Here is a 17,401-nt window from a genome sequence, read left to right as displayed (position 1 = left end):
GTGAAGATCTCCGTCCTCTCCCCGGTCTACAACGAGCAGACCCACCTGCCGGAGATGCTCGATTCCTTGAAGGCACAGACACACGAGGACTGGGAGGTCCTGTTCGTCGATGACGGTTCCACCGACGACACGGTCCAGGTGATCCGGCAGGCCGCCGAGGCGGACCCGAGGTTCCGTCTGGTGGCCCACGGTGAAAAATTCGGCAAGGCCAAGGCCTTCAACATGGCGTTCGAAGCCTCCTGCGGAGATGCCGTGGTCCTCCTGGCCGGGGACGACCGGCTCCCCCAGGACTCCTTGGCGGTACGGGCCGCCGACATCGCCACCTGCGTCCCCGGCGACCTGGGACTGGCCGCTTACAAACTCCGTTCCTTCTCCGAGGACGCCGAATTCGACGGGATGGAGCTTCCCCGAGGGGACGCCACCAGCGCTTCCGGCGGAGTCCTGACCTTCACCCGCGAGTTGGCCGATCTGGTCTTCCCGATTCCAGAGAGCCTGCCCAGTGAGGACATCTGGCTGGGTTTCGCCGGCCCCGCCCTGACCCGTCGGTACATCCGTAACCCGGTGGTCGTCCTCGAATACCGGATCCACGGCGGCAACTCGAACCCGCGCGGGCGTGATTTCGAGACGATGAGCGCTTCGATCGCGCCACGCCACGAAGCCTGGCGGTTGTTGTTGGAGCAGGAGCGTTTCCTGCTCCCCGCCGAGGACCGCGTCCACCTGGATGCCTTGTACAGCGCGGAGAAGTCTCGCCGTCAGGGCAACGTCCTGGGCGTCCTGACCCAGCGTGGGTTGTCCAAAGCGGAACGTGGATCGCTCGCGGCCATGTCGGATCCCCGCCTGTGGTCGCTGCGTCAGCGGTTCTACAAGATTCTCTCCGGGCGCCAGGGCCGGTGAATCGACCGCTGTGAAGATTCTCGTTCTGGGCCGTGGGGTTCCCGACCCCCGGCAGCCTCTCCTGGGCATTTTCGAGTTCCAACAGGCCAAGGCGCTGGCTGCCGCCGGACACCAGGTCGTGTACGGCGCTCTCGACATCCGTTTCGTCCAGCATCGCCGTCCGTGGGGTGTCCGACACCGCGAGGTGGAGGGCATCCCGGTGGTGGAGGTGAGCCTCCCGCTGGGTCGTCTCCAGTACCGGTGGGGTTACCGGTGGGTGGCTGCGTCGTGGGAGTTGTTGTACCGCACCGCGGTGCGCGCCCATGGCGCCCCGGATCTCGTCCACAGCCATTTCATCGGGTGGTCCGCTGCAGCGGCCCGGATGCGACACCGTCACGGTTACCACCTGGTCGTCACCGAGCACACCTCCGGTTTGATGGCCGACCAGGTGGAGCCGACCATGCTGGAAGGCGCCCGGATCGCCTACAGCGGCGCTGACGCCGTGATCACGGTCAGCCCTGGGCTCCAGGACCGAGTCGCGGCCCTGACCGGCCGTGACTCGGTGTACATCCCGAATCTGGTGGATGCGGAGAATTTCACCCGCCTGCGCTGGCGGGAGCATTCCCCGCGTCGGATCGTCACCGTCGGCAACCTCATACCCCGCAAACGGGTCGATGCGCTCATCGAGGCGTTGGCCTCGTCCTCCTTGGACGACGTCCGTCTGAGCGTGATCGGTCGCGGACCGCAACGGGAGGAGTGGACGGCCAAGGCTGCCCAGCTGGGGATGGCAGATCGGGTCTCCTTCGAGGGCTCCTTGTCCCACGCCGAGATCGCCGAGCATTTCGCCTCCGCCGACCTGTTCGCCCTGGTCTCCCGGGCGGAGACCTTCGGAGTGGTGCTCATCGAGGCGATGGCTGCCGGGTTACCGGTGCTGAGCACGAGGTCAGGGGGCCCTGAAGGTTTCGTCACCGAGGACACCGGCGTGTTGACCGGGCACGACGTGCCGCAGATCGCCGCCGGGCTGGAAGAGGCCTTCCGCCGCGGATGGGACCGGGAAGCGATCCGTTCCTATGCCGTCGACCACCATTCTCCACAGGTCATCGCGACACGACTGTCCGAAGTCTACGAACAGGTGATCAGCGGACGAACGGCCTGACACGAGGTGCCTTCCGGTGGAAATCCACCGGAAGGCACCCGCACTGTCAGTGCAGGTGGCCGCCGATATCGGACCGATGGATCTTCGAGGAACCACCTCGGGCCTTGATCTCACGACGCAATTCGTTGGGCAGAGCGAAGAGCAGACTCTCCTCCGCGGAGACGACCGTGTCGACGTTCACATACCCTCGTTCGGCGAGCGCGGCGAGCACATCCCGGACGAGGATCTCCGGTACGGAGGCCCCCGAGGTCACCCCGATGGTGTTCACCCCGTCGAACCATGTGTCGTCGATCTCGGCGGCGTAGTCGACGAGATGCCCGGCCCGCGCGCCGTGCTCGACGGCGACTTCGACCAGGCGTACGGAGTTCGAGGAGTTGCGGGAGCCGACCACGATCATCAGATCGCATTCGGCGGCCATCTGTTTCACAGCGTGTTGCCGGTTCTGGGTGGCGTAGCAGATGTCGTCACTCGGTGGGTCGATCATCTGGGGAAAACGTTCCCGGAGACGGCGGACCGTCTCCATCGTCTCGTCGACGCTCAGGGTGGTCTGGGACAACCAGACGACCTTCTCGGGGTCGCGGACCTGGACGTTGTCGACGTCGTCGGGTCCGTCCACGATCGTGATGTGCTCGGGGGCTTCTCCGGAGGTGCCCACAACCTCTTCGTGGCCTTCGTGGCCGATGAGGAGGATGTCGTAGTCGCTGCCGGCGAATCTGCGCGCTTCCCGGTGAACTTTGGTCACCAGAGGGCAGGTCGCATCGATCGTCTTCAGTGAACGGGTCGCGGCTTCCTCGTGGACGACCGGGGAGACTCCGTGGGCGGAGAAGACGACGGTGGCCCCTTCAGGGACCTGTTCGGTCTCGTCGACGAAGACCGCGCCCCGCCGGGCGAGGGTGTCCACGACGTGTTTGTTGTGCACGATCTCTTTACGCACGTAGACCGGGGGCCCGTACAGCTCCAGGGCTTTCTCGACGGTCACGACGGCGCGGTCGACGCCGGCGCAGTATCCACGGGGCGCTGCCAGCAGCACACGTTTGCTCTCGCTCACCGGACCATCGTAGGAGCAGCCGCGGAGATTACGCTGATCCGTGTGTCGTCCTCTCCTGCTCAGCCGAGTCGTTCCTACCCGGATGGTCTGCGGGGCGATCCTGCCAGTGGACGTGGCGTTTCCCGGAAGACGTTGCCGGAGAAGGCTGCTTCGACAACGGTCGACGATCCGTGGCCGGTACGTCTGTTGTCGACGAAGATCACCGAGTACGTCGGTCGGATGAGCCCGTTGTGGGTGGAAGGCCAGGTCGTCCAGTTCAACCGGAGGTCGGGTCGCCTGTGTTTCCTGACCTTGCGGGACCCGGAGGTCGACATGTCGCTGACGGTGACTCTGCCCGGTTCCGTCGTCGATGCCCTGCCCTCCCCGTTGACGAGTGGTTCTCGGGTGGTGGTCCACGCGCGGCCCACATTCTGGGCAAAACGGGGAACTTTGCAATTGGAGGGGAAGCAGATCCAGCCGATCGGCGAAGGCGATCTCCTGGCCCGAATCGAACAATTGAAGAGAAGCCTTGCCGCTGAAGGACTTTTCGCCGCGCACCGGAAACGCCCGCTGCCTTTCCTACCTCGCACGGTCGGCTTGATCTGCGGGCGGGCCAGCGCCGCCGAGCAAGACGTCCTGGAGAACGCCCGACGTAGATGGCCTGCAGTGCATTTCCAGATCCGTGAGGTCCCCGTCCAGGGAATCGACGCCGTGCCTGCCGTCCGAGGCGCGCTACGCGAACTGGATGACGACGAACAGGTCGATGTCATCGTCATCGCTCGTGGCGGCGGCTCCTTCGAAGATCTGCTGCCGTTCAGCAGCGAAGCACTCGTCCGCGCGGTCGCTGCCGCCCGCACCCCGGTGGTCAGCGCCATCGGGCACGATGTCGATACTCCGCTACTGGATTTCGTTGCCGACCTGCGAGCTTCCACACCCACCGATGCCGCCAAACGCATCGTTCCCGATGTCGCCGAGGAACGAGCTGGGCTGACCACCGTCCGTGTCCGGCTCGGCCAGGCCATCAGTACGCGACTGTCCGGCGAACGACGCCACCTGGAAGGGCTGCGCAGCCGGCCGGTGCTGGCCGATCCTGCCTCGATGCTCGCCCCGTATCGGCAGGAGACCGCGGCCCTGCGCTCCCGGATGCGCCTCTGTCTGACTGCGCGTTTCCATCGTGAGAAGGACAGTGTCCACCACCTCCGGGCCAGGGTTCGCACGCTCAGCCCGTTGTCGACCCTCCAGCGAGGGTACGCGGTGGTCGAACGCCCACGCGGCGGGTTACTTTCCCACAGCACGCAACTGGCCCCGAAGGAATCTGTACGGGTGAAAATGGTCGATGGTTCCTTCGACGCCCAGATCCTGACGGTGATACCGGCTCCGCGGCACGCCCCTGCCGAATGTCCCGATACGTCCTCGTCGACCGCCACCGGCGTAGGGTGACCTCCGTGAACGATGAAACGCCCGTCAGCAGCGATCTCCAGGAGCCGCCGTCGGCGCAGCTCGACGTCGCGAAGCTGTCCTACGAGGAAGCCCGGGACGAACTGGTCTCCATCGTGAGTCGCCTCGAAGGCGGACGCATCGGCCTGGAGGAGAGCATGCATCTGTGGGAACGCGGTGAGGCCCTAGCCGATCGCTGCGAGTCCTGGTTGGAAGGCGCAGAACGTCGGCTACAGAGCGGCGAGGAACCTGCGGACCTCACCTGAGACCACGGCGCTTCGCGGCAGAGGACTCTTCCTCATCTCGACATCGGCGAGGCCTGCGCGGACTCGGGCGCACGCAACGCCGCAGCGAAAGTCATCAACGTGTTCTCATCGACCTCTCCGCTCAGCACGGTCACGAGACCGTCGGCACCGGCATCCGTAGTAAGGCTGCGCCGGACACGTTCACCGGCCCCGCCCTCGATCGAGGCGCTTCGCCGATGCCACCGTCGACCGGCGATCTCGACACCGTCCTGGGCCTCTGACCGCAAGGTCTCACGTTCCAGCCAGGCGTCCAGAACACCCTGCCCGGTGAGGTCCCCGGGCCGGGCCTGGCTGAGCACCACATAACGGTCGTCATCGGGCCGCCGGTGATATCCCACCCGCCAGGTGAGGACACCTTTGCTGTCAGCGGCGTGCCGGACGAGGGTGGGATGCCACCCGTCGCCGGTTTCCACAAGTGCGACCGGCCAGGTCGGATCGCTCCGGATCTGGTCGGCAGCACGCCGGACGTCGACGGTGACGCGTTCCCGCGGCATCGGACGCGGCATCAGCGCGACGACGGCGAAGACGATCAAGCTCATCACGACCATGGAGATCACGAGGCTGCGCCAGCTACCCCGTCCATGGGTACTCGCCACTCCGCTCCCCGAAGGGTTCCTGTCCGGTGAGGAGACCTGTCCGCCACCGGGTTGACCGCCTCTGTCCGGGGCGGGGGTCTGCGTGGGGTCGATGCCGGTCACCCGGTCCATGCTAGGCGTCACCGCTGCCCTTTCAGCGAGTTCGCGCACCCTCTTCCTCACCGGGTTTCGGGACGGGCTTCCGCGCGTTGACGATCCTGTGCACGTGCGAGCGCCCGCTGCCTGTCCTGCTCGCTCTCCTCGGCGATCCGTGCGGCCTCGTCGTCGTCCCGGCTGAGGCAGAGCCCGCTCTCCGGGTCGAAAATGTGTATGTTCCCGGGCTCGAAGAAGAGGTCGGCGTTCTCACCTTCACGTACTCTGCTGCGGGCGTCCAGGTTGACGACCATCTGGGTGCGCAGCCCTTCTCCGTCGAGTTCGCGGTCGAGTTCGGCCAGTCTGTTCTGCACCTGGGGGTCCGGTTCGTAGGGGACGTAGGCGTACTGTTCGTTGCCCAGCCATTCGGTGACGTCGATGGGCACGGTGAAGTGCACGGCTTCGGGGGACGGCTGTTCGTGGAGGTTCCTGTCCTTGAGATGTTCGGGGCGGATGCCGACGATGACGACGGATTTCTCGGTGATCGTCTTCAGCGTCGATGGGACGGGTACTTCCCCGAAGGGGAGAGTCATCCGACCGTCGGCGACCCGGGCGGGCAGGAAGTTCATCGGGGGCGAACCGATGAATCCGGCGACGAAGAGGTTGACCGGTTGTTCGTAGAGTTCGCGCGGGCTGGCGCACTGTTGCAGGACGCCCTTCTTCAGCACGGCGACCCGGTCCCCCAAGGTCATCGCCTCGGTCTGGTCGTGGGTCACGTAGATGGTCGTCATCTGCATGGAGCGTTGCATCCGGGAGATCTCGGTGCGCATCTGTCCGCGGAGCTTGGCGTCGAGGTTGGACAGCGGCTCGTCGAAGAGGAAGGCGTCCGCGTCACGGACGATGGCCCGTCCCATGGCGACTCGTTGGCGTTGTCCTCCCGACAGATTTCCGGGTTTGCGGGAGAGGTGTTCGGTCAGTTCGAGCATGGCTGCAGCTTGTTCGACGCGGTCTCGGATCGAGGCCTCGTTGAGGCCTCCTTTGTTCAGCCGCAGGGGGAAGGCGATGTTCTCGTAGACCGTCAGGTGGGGGTAGAGGGCATAGTTCTGGAAGACCATGGCCAGGTTGCGTTCCCGGGGCGGCAGGTCGTTGATCCGCCGCCCGTCGACGCGTAGGTCTCCGCCGGTGATCTCCTCCAGACCCACGATCATTCTCAGTAGGGTCGATTTTCCACAGCCGGAGGGGCCGACCAGGATCATGAGTTCCCCGTCCTTGATGTCGAGGCTCACGTCGTTGACCGCGGGATATCCGTCGCCGTACTTCTTGACCAGGTTGACGAGCTCTATGTAGGACATCGAGGCTCCCTGCCCCCTTTCTTCGTCGTTTCCTACCCTTTGACGGCGCCTGATGTCAGACCGGCGACGATGCGCTGTTGGAAGACCAGGACCAGGAGGATCACCGGAATGGTGACCACCACCGAGGCCGCCATGATGGCCCCGGTGGGTTGTTCGAACTGCGAGGATCCGGTGAAGAAGGCCAGAGCAGCCGGCACCGTCCTGGCTTTCTCCGACGAGGTCAACGAGATGGCGAAGACGAAGTCGTTCCAGGCGGTGAAGAAGGTGATGATCGCGGTGGTGAACACTCCCGGCATGGCCAGCGGGACGATCACCTTCCGGAAGGCTTCCCAACTGGTCGCTCCGTCGACCTGAGCGGCTTGTTCCATCTCCCAGGGAATCTGTTTGAAGAACGCGGTCATGATCCAGATGGACAGCGGCAGGGTCAAAGAGAGATAGGGCAGGATCAGGCCTGGGATGGTGTCGAACAGACCGATCCGGCGCCACAGGTCGTACAACGGTGTGACCAGGGAGATCACGGGGAAGAAGGAAACCACGAGGGCAGTTCCCAGGATCAGCCGTCGTCCCGGGAAGGACAGTCTGCTGATGGCGTAGGCGCAGAACATCGCCAGGATCACCGATATCAGTGTCGCGGAGAGGCAGACGACCAGAGAGTTCCGCAGTGCGGGCAGGAAGAGCTCGCGCGCCGCACCGTTGAAGATCAGGTCGTAGTTCTCCAGGCTCGGTTCCTTGGGCCAGAAGTTGCCGAAGAGGTTCTGGTCGGCATCGGACTGGGATCGGGAGTTCTTCAGGGAGAGCGCGAGCATCCAGAGCAGTGGCAGAACGGTCCACAGCATGATCGGGACGGCCAGGGCGGTCATCACCCAGGTCTTTTTCCGGCTGGCGTCGGAGGTCACGGGTCACCCTTTCCCTTCGACCAGGTCGACCTTGAAGAATCTGATGAAGATGTAGGCGATGCCCAGCACACAGAGGAAGAGCAGGACGGACAGTGTCGATCCCATCCCGACTTCGACCCTGCTGATGGTCTGGTCGTAGGCGAGCAGCGAGAAGGACCGGGTTCCGTCGGCGCCGCCGGTCATGATGAAGATGTTGTCGAAGATGCGGAAGGCGTCCAGTGTCCGGAAGAGCAGCGCGACCATGATCGCGGCTTTCATGTTCGGAAGGATGACGCGGGTGAGTACCTGGAGGAAGGTAGCGCCGTCGACCTTCGCGGCCTCCTCCATGGTGGAGTCGACCTGTGCGAGGCCGGAGAGCAGGAGCAAGGACATGAACGGGGTGGTCTTCCAGATCTCGGAGAGACAGATGATCGCGAGGGCGCTCCAGGTGTCACCGAACCAGTCGTAGGTGAGGGGGAACTGCCCGCCGGACAGGAAGTTCAACCAGTGGTTCGTGAATCCGGTGGTGACTCTGAACCCGTAGAGCCAGGCGAACCCGGACACGACGGTGATGATCGAGTAGGGCAGCAGGACGATGGTCCGGAGCGCTTTGCGGGGGAAGACGATCCGGTGCATGACCATGGCGATGATCATGCCGAGGACAAGTTCTGCCACGACAGTGACGGCGGTGATGGCCAGAGTGACGGTGATCGCTTTCCCGAATTCGGCATCGGTCAGTGCGGTGAAGTAATTGTTCGCTCCGACGAATTCACGTCCCTGAGGGTCGGTCAGCCGGTGGGAGAAAAGGGAGGCCCAGATCGCCTGCAGGATGGGATAGGCGGTCACTGACAGCATGATGACGAAGGCCGGTCCGGCAAGTTTCCATCCGAGGAAGTATTCGTCCCGTCTTCGGTTCAGCTGATGCGGTGTCATTTTCTTCCCGCCCCTTGTCCGTTTCCCTTCTGGGCGGATTCCGGTGCTGGCAGTCACAGGAGTGCCTTTCCCTGGATGACTGCTTTGATCTTGTGTGCGGTCTCGGAGCCGATGGCGTCGGGGTCGATGGCGTGCGGCGGGCTGTACATCTGGTAGATGGCGGTGGAGATGTCCCCGTAGTACTGGGATTTGGGGCGGGGCGCAGCTGCGTCCAGGGATTCTCGGATCATCGGTGCCATCGGGAATTTCTGGAGGATCTCGGGATCCGTGTAGACAGCACGCCGGGCTGCGGGGTTGCCGCTGCCTGACATGTAGAGCTTCTGCCGGGGTGTATCGGTCAAGCAGCTGATGGCTTTCCATGCTTTCTGCTGTTTCGTACTGGCCCGGTTGACTCCTAGGACGATGCCGCCCAGGGGCGGTCGGGACTCTTTGTCCGGCACGGTCCTGGGATATCTGGCCCATCCCAGGTCCTCAGCGGCCTTGGGGTTCTTCTCCTGGAGCGCTGACCACACGTAGGGCCAGTTGACGAGGAAACCACCGTTCTTGTCGTCTGAGAAGAGGTCGAGGGATACCGGCTCGTCGTTCGCGCCCATGGCTGGCCCGCCGACATTGCGCTCATCGAGCTTCTTGATGATCTGCGCGGCTTTCCGTCCAGCTTCTCCGGCGAGTCCGAATTCCATGTTCTTGGGGTCAGCGGGATGTTTTTCGATGATCTTGCCGCCCGCGCCTTCGATGAGGGAGTTCACCCAGACGGTGTATCCCTCGTACGGTTTACTCTGTACGCCCACGGTTCGGTGTTGTGCTGCTGCCGCATCGATCACTTGGTCCCAGGTGACGGGTTGGGTCAGATCCAGGCCGGCGGCTCGGGCCACCGATTTGCGATACCACAGCAGTTGGGTGTTGGCCCACAGCGGAGCGCCGACGAGTTCGTTCTTCCAGGTAGAGGAGTCGACTGCGGCGGTGACGACGCCATCGGTGAATTGGGCGCGCAGGTTCTCAGGCACTCGAACCAGGTAGCCCGGTTCCGCGAGTTCGGAGACGAAGGCCGGGTCGACCGACATGATGTCCATGGAGGCGTCATTGGCCACCAGGCGTCTGAGCAGTTGTTGGCGTTGGTCGCTCGCGCTGTTCGGGAGCATGACCACTTTGATGGAGTATTCACCGCCGGAGGTCTGCGAGCACTCTTTGGCGAGCTGGGCTTGGCCACCGCGGGTGGGGTCGGTGTTCCCTCGGTCGGGGTTGATGTACCAGACCACTTCGTGCGCGGAGGGAGGGTTCGAGCAGCCAGTCGCGCCGGCACCGGCCAGGACAGCTGCGGTGACGACGGCTATCGTCTGTCCGAACTTGTGGCTTCTGCGCATCACGGCTCCTCGGACCTGCCGGCTCGGTCTGTGATCGGGGCCGCGCCGGGTCAGGTCTCTTTGCGGCTCAGTTCTATGGCAGCTCGGGCATCGCACCGCGAGCGATGCCTCTCCCTCACCCTGCCATTAGGTGAGGCCGGAGTCTCCGATCCGCGGGGTCCGGCGAGTCGGGGGCTTCGATGTTCCCCGATATCCGGTTCGGTGGGGGGCCCGGGCAGTGATACCGCGAGGCCGGGAGTCGAAGGTCCCACATCGGACGACCTGCGGGGAAGCGATCTGAGCAGTTCCGACGCGGCATACCCTGAAGGGGGTACGGCAGCTGGTGCGGGGCTTTCTTCCAAGGCGTTTCACCGGCTGCCCCGCCACCCCCGGCAGCGCCGCCCGCCTGCGTCGCTGATTCCGGCCCCGAAGGCAGAGGAGAAGATGATGAGCGACTTCGTGTATGAAGATCTGTTGCCGATCGGCGAGGATCCGACCCCTTACCGGAAGCTGAGCGACGACGGCGTCCGAACGGTCTCCGGACCGGACGGTCGGACCTTCCTCCAGGTCGATCCGGAAGCTCTCACGTTGTTGACCCGGACCGCCATGCACGATATCGCCCACTATCTGCGGCCGGCTCATCTGCACCAGCTGCGCTGCATCATGGATGACCCCGAGTCCAGTGCCAATGACAAATTCGTCGCTCTTGACCTGTTGAAGAACGCCAACATCGCAGCCGGCGGCGTCCTGCCGATGTGCCAGGACACAGGTACCGCGATCGTGATGGGCAAGCGTGGTCAGCATGTTCTGACGGAGGGCACCGATGAGGAGCCGATCAGTCGCGGGGTGTACGAGGCCTACACGAATCTCAATTTGCGGTACTCCCAGAACGCGCCGGTGAGCATGTTCGAGGAGAAGAACACCGGAAACAATCTTCCTGCACAGATCGAGCTGTATGCCGATACTGCTCCTGGGCATGAGAACACGTATAAATTCCTGTTCATGGCCAAGGGCGGCGGCAGCGCCAACAAGTCGTATCTCTTCCAGGAGACCAAGGCCATCCTGAACCCCGAGTCGATCATGAATTTCCTTCGGGATAAGATCTCTTCACTCGGCACCGCCGCCTGCCCGCCTTACCATCTGGCTATCGTCATCGGCGGAACCTCAGCTGAGTTCGCCTTGAAGAGCGCGAAGTACGCTTCCGCTAAATATCTCGACGAATTACCCACCGAAGGAAATGCTGCGACCGGCCGCGGATTCCGCGATGTCGAGATGGAGCAGAAGGTTCTGGAACTCACTCGAGAATTGGGCATCGGAGCTCAATTCGGTGGGAAATACTTCTGCCATGACGTACGAGTGATCCGCCTTCCCCGCCATGGCGCCTCCCTCCCGGTGGCCATCGCCGTGTCCTGTTCAGCAGATCGGCAATGCCGCGGGAAGATCACACCCGAAGGTGTTTTCGTCGAACAACTCGAGTTCGAGCCGGTGAAGTATCTCCCCGAGGTCACCGAGGACGATCTCCCCAGTCAGGATGAAGACGTAGTTCGGATCGACCTGTCCCGTCCGATGCCCGAGATCCTGCGTGAGCTTTCCCAGCACCCCATCAAGACCAGGGTCTCTCTCACCGGAACCTTGGTCGTGGGGCGAGACATCGCCCATGCCAAGATCAAGGAGCGACTGGACTCGGGCGAGGGGATGCCTCAGTACATGAAGGATCACCCGGTGTACTACGCCGGGCCGGCCAAGACCCCCGAGAGCATGCCTTCCGGTTCTTTCGGACCGACCACGGCTGGCCGAATGGACTCCTATGTGGAGCAGTTCCAGGCAGCAGGCGGGTCGATGATCATGCTGGCCAAGGGGAACAGGTCGAAGCAGGTCACGGACGCCTGCGCAGCCCATGGTGGTTTCTACCTGGGGTCGATCGGCGGGCCGGCAGCACGACTTGCCCAGGATTGCATCAAGAAGGTGGAGGTGTTGGAATATCCCGAGCTAGGCATGGAAGCGGTATGGAAGATCGAGGTCGAGGATTTCCCCGCTTTCATCGTCGTCGACGACAAGGGAAATGACTTTTTTGCCACGGTCGGTCCGAAAAGTATCCAGAGCACCATCACGACCCGGCCAGGCCTGGATGATCAGGGCCCTGGCCCCGATTCCGGAACGGTGAAGTGACTGCAGATCTCTCTCAGGAGAAGGCCGGCCCCGCCTCCACAGCGGGCCGGCCGATCTCCCCTGCTCAGGCCTGGGCCGAGTTGCGTTCAGGCAACGATCGTTTTGTCGCTGGGACCCCGGATCATCCCAATCAGAATGCAGCCAGGCGAGGGGAGATCGCCGGTGGACAGGCTCCGTTCGCGGTCTTCTTCGGGTGTGGCGATTCCCGCGTAGCCGCCGAGGTGATCTTCGATCAGGGGTTGGGCGACCTGTTCGTCGTCCGCACAGCTGGTCACATTTTGAGCGACGGAGTCCTGGGATCCCTCGAGTTCGCCGTGGAAGAGCTCTCGGTACCTCTCATCGTGGTGCTCGGTCACGATTCATGTGGCGCCGTCAAAGCAGCGATCAGGCACTACAACGACGCGTCGATGCCCAAGGGCTATATCCGTGACATCGTCGAAAGGGTCACACCCAGTGTGATCTCTGCGCATCGAGCCGGCGCTACGACCACCGACGAGGTGGAGGTCGAGCATGTGCGCCAAACGTTGCACCTCATCTACGAGCGCTCTCAACTCATCAGGAATACCGTGGATCGAGGTAGTTGCGCGATCATCGGGTTGACCTATGCCTTGGCCGAGGGGCATGCCACGGTCGTGGACTATCTCGGAACGATCGTCGAATGATTCTCTGAACGCAGTCGTCCTCCGCCTGATGTGCTGGGGCGGAGGACGAGCAGAGCAACTTGCTTGAGGTTCAAGAGGCCTGGGAGCGGATCAGGCAGACAATGCCAAACGAGTACGAACCACAGCGGCGAGCTGCTCCGCAGCCTCCTGGGCACGCTCCTGGGTATCTGCTTCGACCATGACACGAACCAAGGGTTCGGTGCCTGATTTACGGAGGAGTACTCTGCCTGAGCTCCCGAACTGTGCTTCGATCTCATGAACGGCTTGTTGTACGCCTTCGTCGCTCTGTACCCGGTCTTTGTCGACGCCTTTGACGTTGATGAGGACCTGGGGCAGACGATGCATCACCGAGGCCAGGTCGGAAAGGCTACGCCCTGATTCGACGACCCGTGCGGCGATCGCAAGTGCGGTGAGGACACCGTCACCGGTCGTTCCGTGGTCGGACATGATCACGTGGCCGGACTGTTCACCACCCAGGGAATATTTTCCGGCACGCATGTCCTCCAGCACATAACGGTCACCGACCGCTGTCTGGCGGATGACAATGCCTTCCCGATCCATTGCCTGGATGAGTCCAAGGTTGCTCATCACGGTGATGACCAGGGTGTCGTCGACGAGCTTGTTCTGCTCCCGCAGAGCCAACGCCAGGATGGCCATGATCTGATCACCGTCGACGATGCTGCCTTCGGCATCAACCGCGAGGCAGCGGTCCGCGTCTCCGTCCCAGGCAAATCCCAGGTCTGCTCCTCTAGCGACCACGGCTTCCTGAAGCCTCTCGAGGTGGGTGGAACCATATCCGTCGTTGATGTTCAGACCGTCGGGGGAGGTTCCGATCTCGTCGACCGTCGCGCCTGCTCGCTTGAAGACCTCAGGGCCGACCTCGCTGGCGGCCCCGTGCGCGGCGTCAACGACTACGTGTAATCCGTCCAAACGGGTGGGGACGCTGGTGAGCAGGTGTTCGATGTAGAACTCCGTGCCTTCGGGGAAGGGACGCACACGGCCGACACCCGCGCCAAGGGGTCGTTCGGTCCAGGGCTCCCCCATCCGGGTGCTGATGACATCCTCGGTGGCATCGCTGAGTTTGTGCCCACCTTTGCCGAGGAATTTGATGCCGTTGTCCGGCATCGCGTTGTGTGAGGCCGACAGGACGGCTCCCATGGAAGCACTCATCCGAGCGGTCAGGTAGGCAATTGCCGGTGTCGGCAGAACGCCGGCATCGAGGACGTCTACCCCTGCGGAGGCGAAGCCTGCACACACTGCGGCTCCGAGGAATTCGCCGGAAGCTCGTGTGTCCCGGCCGACGACGGCAACGGCTCGGTGTCCACCGAAGGCGCCCCGGTCTCCCAGCGCTCGTGCGGCTGCCACGGACAAGTTCAGTGCCAGATCGGCAGTCAGGTCCTTGTTGGCGAGGCCACGAACCCCGTCAGTACCGAACAGACGTGCTCCCATTAGCAGCGTTTCCCCTTCTCATCCCAGTGAGGCGCGCGATTCACTGCACCAATCTAGCGGGCAGCTTGGAAAAGTCACCGGCCGGTACTCTCCCACTTATGAAAAAACTTGAGTGACAACGGGGGTCGCATCCGCGCCATGGCGCGGATGCGACCCCCGAGAAGAGAGCACGCCCTATTGACGAAGCACTACTCTTTCCAGACATATAGGCAGCAACCAAACCTGCCCCGCCGAGCGGATGGCATCTGACTTCATATGAACAAGGGCAGTTGCCATACAGCTCAAATGCACAAAATAAATTTCTGCGCGGGGATATCCAGTTGCCAGCCCTGTGGTGCAGAAATCAGCGCTTGGAGTACTGGGGAGCCTTGCGCGCCTTCTTGAGTCCGGCCTTCTTGCGCTCGGGAACACGAGCGTCCCGGGTGAGGAATCCAGCCTTCTTCAGCGCGGGGCGGTTCAGCTCGGCGTCAACCTCGTTCAGACTGCGGGCCACACCGAGGCGGACAGCTCCGGCCTGACCGGAGGGACCCCCTCCATGGACACGGACGAGCACGTCGTACGATCCATCGAGTTCAAGCACCTTAAGAGGTTCGTTGACGATCTGCTGATGAACCTTGTTCGGGAAATAGTCTTCCAGGGAACGGCCATTGATCTTCCATTCCCCCGTCCCCGGGACGATGCGGACCCGAGCGATGGCCTGCTTGCGACGGCCAGTCGCGGAACCCGGCGCAGATGCGGACGGACGCTGCACCGGAGCCTCAAGGCTGGCATCGGATTCGGTGGTGTATTCGGACAGCGCGGGCTCGTCGAGCTCGAGCTCAGTGGTGATGTCGGACACGGTTCTCCTCGTGTTCTGGGCGTCAGGTCAGCGCGCGGCTGATTACTGCGCGACCTGCGAAATCTCGAAGGGCACCGGCTTCTGGGCCTGGTGGGGGTGGGCGTCGCCCGCGTATACCTTCAGCTTGCTCAGCTGCTGACGCGCGAGGGAATTCTTGGGGAGCATGCCCCGAATCGCCTTCTCGACAGCACGCTCCGGCGACTTGGCCATGAGCTCGGTGTAGGAGGTGGAACGGAGTCCGCCCGGGTAACCCGAGTGGTGGTAGGCCTTCTTCTGCGCCAGCTTGGAGCCGGTGAGTGCCACCTTGTCGGCGTTGATGATGATGACGAAGTCGCCGGTGTCGATGTGCGGCGCGAAGGTCGGCTTGTGCTTGCCGCGCAGCAGAACCGCGGCCTGCGACGCGAGGCGGCCGAGGACTACGTCCGTCGCGTCGATGACATGCCAGGCCCGGTCGACGTCGCCCGGCTTAGGGGTGTAAGTACGCACGGAACAGCCTTGCTTTCTCTCGTGATTGCTCAGCGTGGGGGTCGTGCGGGCGCCGCTCTCGCGTCAGCCCTGCGCGACCGTACGGCCGCAAATGCACAACGCTTCAAGGATACCGGCACGCAACTCACCCCCAAAACTCAAACACCAAGCTCTTGACCTCTGCATTCGTCATAAAATCGCCTCCCACGAAGTCATCTGCAGAAGTTTTATGCATAGAAAGTATGCAGAACGGCTATGCTGGAGCATGCCCGCACACGATGATGCCCCTGACATGCACCCTGACGAGCCAGCGAGCCCTGTTGACGCTCAAGCATTACGTGTACTGGCGCACCCGCTGCGTTCTCGACTGTTGTCGGAGTTGCGGTCTCTCGGCCCGTCCACTTCTGCAGACCTGGCACGAGCGTTGAGTACCAATACAGGCGTCACGAGCTACCACCTCCGCAAGCTTGAGCAGGCCGAACTTGTGGTCGACACCGGTGCTGGAGCCGGTCGGCGACGCGTCTGGCAAGCCCAGACAGAAGGACGGTCGGTGGAGATCGCAGCTGAGGACGAGAGCACCGAAGCTGCCATGGAGTGGCTGGCCCGCGATTACGTCCAGCACTTCTCAGAAAAAGCCCAGGAGTGGATCTCGCGATCTCCCGACTGGTCTCCCGAATGGCAGGAGTTCGCCGGGCTTGAAGATCATCTCGTCCTGGTCAGCAGCGAACAATTGGCTTCACTCCGCGCGGATCTCTCCGATCTTCTGGAACGATATCGACGTGTCGGCGCTGGCAACCCTCAGGCGAAACGAGTCGTGGTTTATGTCGCAGCCCTACCTGTCGACCGTCCCAATCGCTTCTAGACCGGCCCATCTGACAATGTCCGCAATGACCTGGCCGCTTCCGCTCGCGCGGCGAGCTCAGCATCCTCGGGATAGAGCACTTCCTCCAGCACTAGCCCGTGGGGCGGCATCACAGTTACCTCGGAGTGACGCGTGCCGGATTGCAGCACCGTCTGAGCCCAGCCGACTTCCCTGCGGCCTTCAGCTACAGGAATAACTACGCCGACCAGGGAACGAACCATCGAGTGGCAGAAAGCATCTGCGATGACAGTCGCCTCCAGAACACCGTCCTTTCCCCGTGCCCAGGAGTAGTGCTTGAGATGCCGGATGGTGGTAGCCCCTTCTCGTTTCTTACAGAAAGCAGCAAAGTCTGCCAAGCCTTCCAACGATCGGGCTTCGCTGTTGAGTCTGACAAGGTCTAGAGATCGACGATGAAAAACCGTGTCATGCCGGCGTAGAGGATCTCGCCGACCTGAGGGGTCGGCGATCCGGTACGAATACCGTCGTTGCACGGCAGAGAACCTGGCGTCGAAGCCGGGGGGTGCGACTTTGACGTGGTCGATGACGATATCCGGTGGGAGGACTCCTGCCAGTCGAGTTGCTGCAGCTTCAGCCGGCATCCGGTCTGATCGGCCAGGAAGTCTTTCGTAGGCTTCGGAAGGTACATCGACGTGAGCGACAGCGCCTCGCGCGTGGACTCCGGCGTCGGTGCGTCCGGCGATAGTGAGCTTCGATATGTCCGTTCGAAGGATTGTCTGCAACGCACGAGTGAGCTCGCTCTGCACGGTTCGCAGGCCAGGCTGCGCGGCCCAGCCGGAGAAACCAGTCCCGTCGTAGGAGAAATCTAATCGCAATCGGACGGTAGAGATGTGCGCCCTCTCAGGGGATCCTTCGGCCTCCATGGCTTCCTCCATCTGTTCGTCCTCGCGCACCATCATCTTCCCGGGAAAATACCGAGGGTGCTGCTGCACTGGTCAGTGCGGCAGCACCCTCGGTGCTGAGCAGGACAGA

Annotated in this window: 17 protein-coding genes and 1 pseudogene; 8 read left to right on the top strand and 10 right to left on the bottom strand. The window is 63.0% G+C overall.

Features of this window, described 5'->3' with window-relative positions; translation table 11 throughout:
* Both AUCHE_RS15635 and AUCHE_RS08605 read left to right on the top strand, forming a co-directional pair.
* Window positions 1–894, top strand: a complete 894-nt coding sequence (locus tag AUCHE_RS15635; protein ID WP_006502899.1) for a glycosyltransferase family 2 protein — start codon at window positions 1–3, stop codon at window positions 892–894.
* 10 nt (window positions 895–904) lie between these two features.
* Entirely contained in the window at window positions 905–2,029 is a 1,125-nt protein-coding gene (locus tag AUCHE_RS08605; protein ID WP_006502898.1) for a glycosyltransferase, read from the top strand.
* A gap of 46 nt (window positions 2,030–2,075) precedes the next feature.
* Here the strand turns inward: AUCHE_RS08605 and AUCHE_RS08600 are convergent, their stop codons facing one another.
* On the bottom strand, window positions 2,076–3,077 hold the full coding sequence (locus AUCHE_RS08600; protein ID WP_006502897.1) for a 4-hydroxy-3-methylbut-2-enyl diphosphate reductase: 1,002 nt from the start codon (window positions 3,075–3,077) through the stop codon (window positions 2,076–2,078).
* A 132-nt stretch (window positions 3,078–3,209) separates the two neighbouring features.
* On the opposite strand from AUCHE_RS08600, the gene xseA reads away from it, so the two are divergent.
* Entirely contained in the window at window positions 3,210–4,496 is a 1,287-nt protein-coding gene (xseA, locus tag AUCHE_RS08595) for an exodeoxyribonuclease VII large subunit (protein ID WP_006502896.1), read from the top strand.
* 5 nt (window positions 4,497–4,501) lie between these two features.
* Window positions 4,502–4,759 carry an exodeoxyribonuclease VII small subunit gene (locus AUCHE_RS08590; protein ID WP_006502895.1) on the top strand — a complete coding sequence of 86 codons (258 nt, stop codon included), beginning with the start codon at window positions 4,502–4,504 and terminating at the stop codon, window positions 4,757–4,759.
* 32 nt (window positions 4,760–4,791) lie between these two features.
* On the opposite strand, the gene AUCHE_RS08585 is transcribed toward AUCHE_RS08590, so the two are convergent.
* Genes AUCHE_RS08585 through AUCHE_RS08565 form a run of 5 tightly spaced genes read right to left on the bottom strand, consistent with a single transcriptional unit; the run spans window position 4,792 to window position 9,987 of the window.
* Window positions 4,792–5,496, bottom strand: a complete 705-nt coding sequence (locus tag AUCHE_RS08585; protein WP_162137234.1) for a DUF4245 family protein — start codon at window positions 5,494–5,496, stop codon at window positions 4,792–4,794.
* A 56-nt stretch (window positions 5,497–5,552) separates the two neighbouring features.
* Window positions 5,553–6,818 (bottom strand): ABC transporter ATP-binding protein, encoded by a 1,266-nt coding sequence (locus AUCHE_RS08580; protein WP_006502893.1) that lies wholly within the window; start codon window positions 6,816–6,818, stop codon window positions 5,553–5,555.
* 32 nt (window positions 6,819–6,850) lie between these two features.
* On the bottom strand, window positions 6,851–7,678 hold the full coding sequence (locus AUCHE_RS08575; RefSeq protein WP_052024872.1) for a carbohydrate ABC transporter permease: 828 nt from the start codon (window positions 7,676–7,678) through the stop codon (window positions 6,851–6,853).
* Window positions 7,679–7,717: 39 nt separating this feature from the next.
* Complete coding sequence (locus AUCHE_RS08570; RefSeq protein WP_006502891.1) at window positions 7,718–8,626, bottom strand: carbohydrate ABC transporter permease; 909 nt, start codon at window positions 8,624–8,626, stop codon at window positions 7,718–7,720.
* 53 nt (window positions 8,627–8,679) lie between these two features.
* Window positions 8,680–9,987 (bottom strand): extracellular solute-binding protein, encoded by a 1,308-nt coding sequence (locus AUCHE_RS08565; RefSeq protein WP_006502890.1) that lies wholly within the window; start codon window positions 9,985–9,987, stop codon window positions 8,680–8,682.
* A gap of 426 nt (window positions 9,988–10,413) precedes the next feature.
* On the opposite strand from AUCHE_RS08565, the gene AUCHE_RS08560 reads away from it, so the two are divergent.
* Both AUCHE_RS08560 and AUCHE_RS08555 read left to right on the top strand, forming a co-directional pair.
* A complete protein-coding gene (locus AUCHE_RS08560) occupies window positions 10,414–12,135 on the top strand; it encodes a fumarate hydratase (protein ID WP_006502889.1) in 1,722 nt (573 codons plus the stop codon).
* A complete protein-coding gene (locus tag AUCHE_RS08555; protein ID WP_006502888.1) occupies window positions 12,132–12,797 on the top strand; it encodes a carbonic anhydrase in 666 nt (221 codons plus the stop codon). The genes AUCHE_RS08560 and AUCHE_RS08555 overlap by 4 nt, the downstream gene beginning before the upstream one ends.
* A 90-nt stretch (window positions 12,798–12,887) precedes the next feature.
* Here AUCHE_RS08555 and glmM read toward each other — a convergent pair whose 3' ends face one another.
* From glmM to rplM, 3 genes are all read right to left on the bottom strand, one after another.
* Entirely contained in the window at window positions 12,888–14,246 is a 1,359-nt protein-coding gene (glmM, locus tag AUCHE_RS08550) for a phosphoglucosamine mutase (RefSeq protein WP_006502887.1), read from the bottom strand.
* A 343-nt stretch (window positions 14,247–14,589) separates the two neighbouring features.
* Complete coding sequence (gene rpsI, locus AUCHE_RS08545) at window positions 14,590–15,084, bottom strand: 30S ribosomal protein S9 (RefSeq protein WP_006502886.1); 495 nt, start codon at window positions 15,082–15,084, stop codon at window positions 14,590–14,592.
* A gap of 42 nt (window positions 15,085–15,126) precedes the next feature.
* Window positions 15,127–15,570, bottom strand: coding sequence for a 50S ribosomal protein L13 (gene rplM / locus AUCHE_RS08540; protein WP_006502885.1), 444 nt, complete (start codon window positions 15,568–15,570; stop codon window positions 15,127–15,129).
* 91 nt (window positions 15,571–15,661) lie between these two features.
* On the opposite strand from rplM, the pseudogene AUCHE_RS17845 reads away from it, so the two are divergent.
* Window positions 15,662–16,066, top strand: a pseudogene (locus tag AUCHE_RS17845) (winged helix-turn-helix domain-containing protein); the annotation flags it as partial.
* 33 nt (window positions 16,067–16,099) lie between these two features.
* Window positions 16,100–16,411 carry a hypothetical protein gene (locus tag AUCHE_RS17495; RefSeq protein WP_245706836.1) on the top strand — a complete coding sequence of 104 codons (312 nt, stop codon included), beginning with the start codon at window positions 16,100–16,102 and terminating at the stop codon, window positions 16,409–16,411.
* On the opposite strand, the gene truA is transcribed toward AUCHE_RS17495, so the two are convergent.
* On the bottom strand, window positions 16,408–17,304 hold the full coding sequence (gene truA / locus AUCHE_RS16200; RefSeq protein ID WP_006502883.1) for a tRNA pseudouridine(38-40) synthase TruA: 897 nt from the start codon (window positions 17,302–17,304) through the stop codon (window positions 16,408–16,410). The two genes, AUCHE_RS17495 and truA, sit on opposite strands and share 4 nt — an antisense overlap.
* Between the last annotated feature and the right edge of the window lie 97 nt (window positions 17,305–17,401).

Origin of the sequence: Austwickia chelonae NBRC 105200 (genome assembly GCF_000298175.1) — a bacterium.
GTDB lineage: Bacteria > Actinomycetota > Actinomycetes > Actinomycetales > Dermatophilaceae > Austwickia > Austwickia chelonae.
Note: the sequence above shows the minus strand (reverse complement) of the source record. Positions and strands in the feature narration are given on the sequence as shown.

Coding starts and splice junctions, on each gene's coding strand:
- AUCHE_RS08580 (WP_006502893.1), bottom strand. CDS start 6,818: ATGTCCTACATAGAGCTCGTCAACCTGGTCAAGAAGTACGGCGACGGA.
- AUCHE_RS08575 (WP_052024872.1), bottom strand. CDS start 7,678: ATGACCGCCCTGGCCGTCCCGATCATGCTGTGGACCGTTCTGCCACTG.
- AUCHE_RS08570 (WP_006502891.1), bottom strand. CDS start 8,626: ATGACACCGCATCAGCTGAACCGAAGACGGGACGAATACTTCCTCGGA.
- AUCHE_RS08565 (WP_006502890.1), bottom strand. CDS start 9,987: ATGCGCAGAAGCCACAAGTTCGGACAGACGATAGCCGTCGTCACCGCA.
- AUCHE_RS08560 (WP_006502889.1), top strand. CDS start 10,414: ATGAGCGACTTCGTGTATGAAGATCTGTTGCCGATCGGCGAGGATCCG.
- glmM (WP_006502887.1), bottom strand. CDS start 14,246: ATGGGAGCACGTCTGTTCGGTACTGACGGGGTTCGTGGCCTCGCCAAC.
- truA (WP_006502883.1), bottom strand. CDS start 17,304: ATGGAGGAAGCCATGGAGGCCGAAGGATCCCCTGAGAGGGCGCACATC.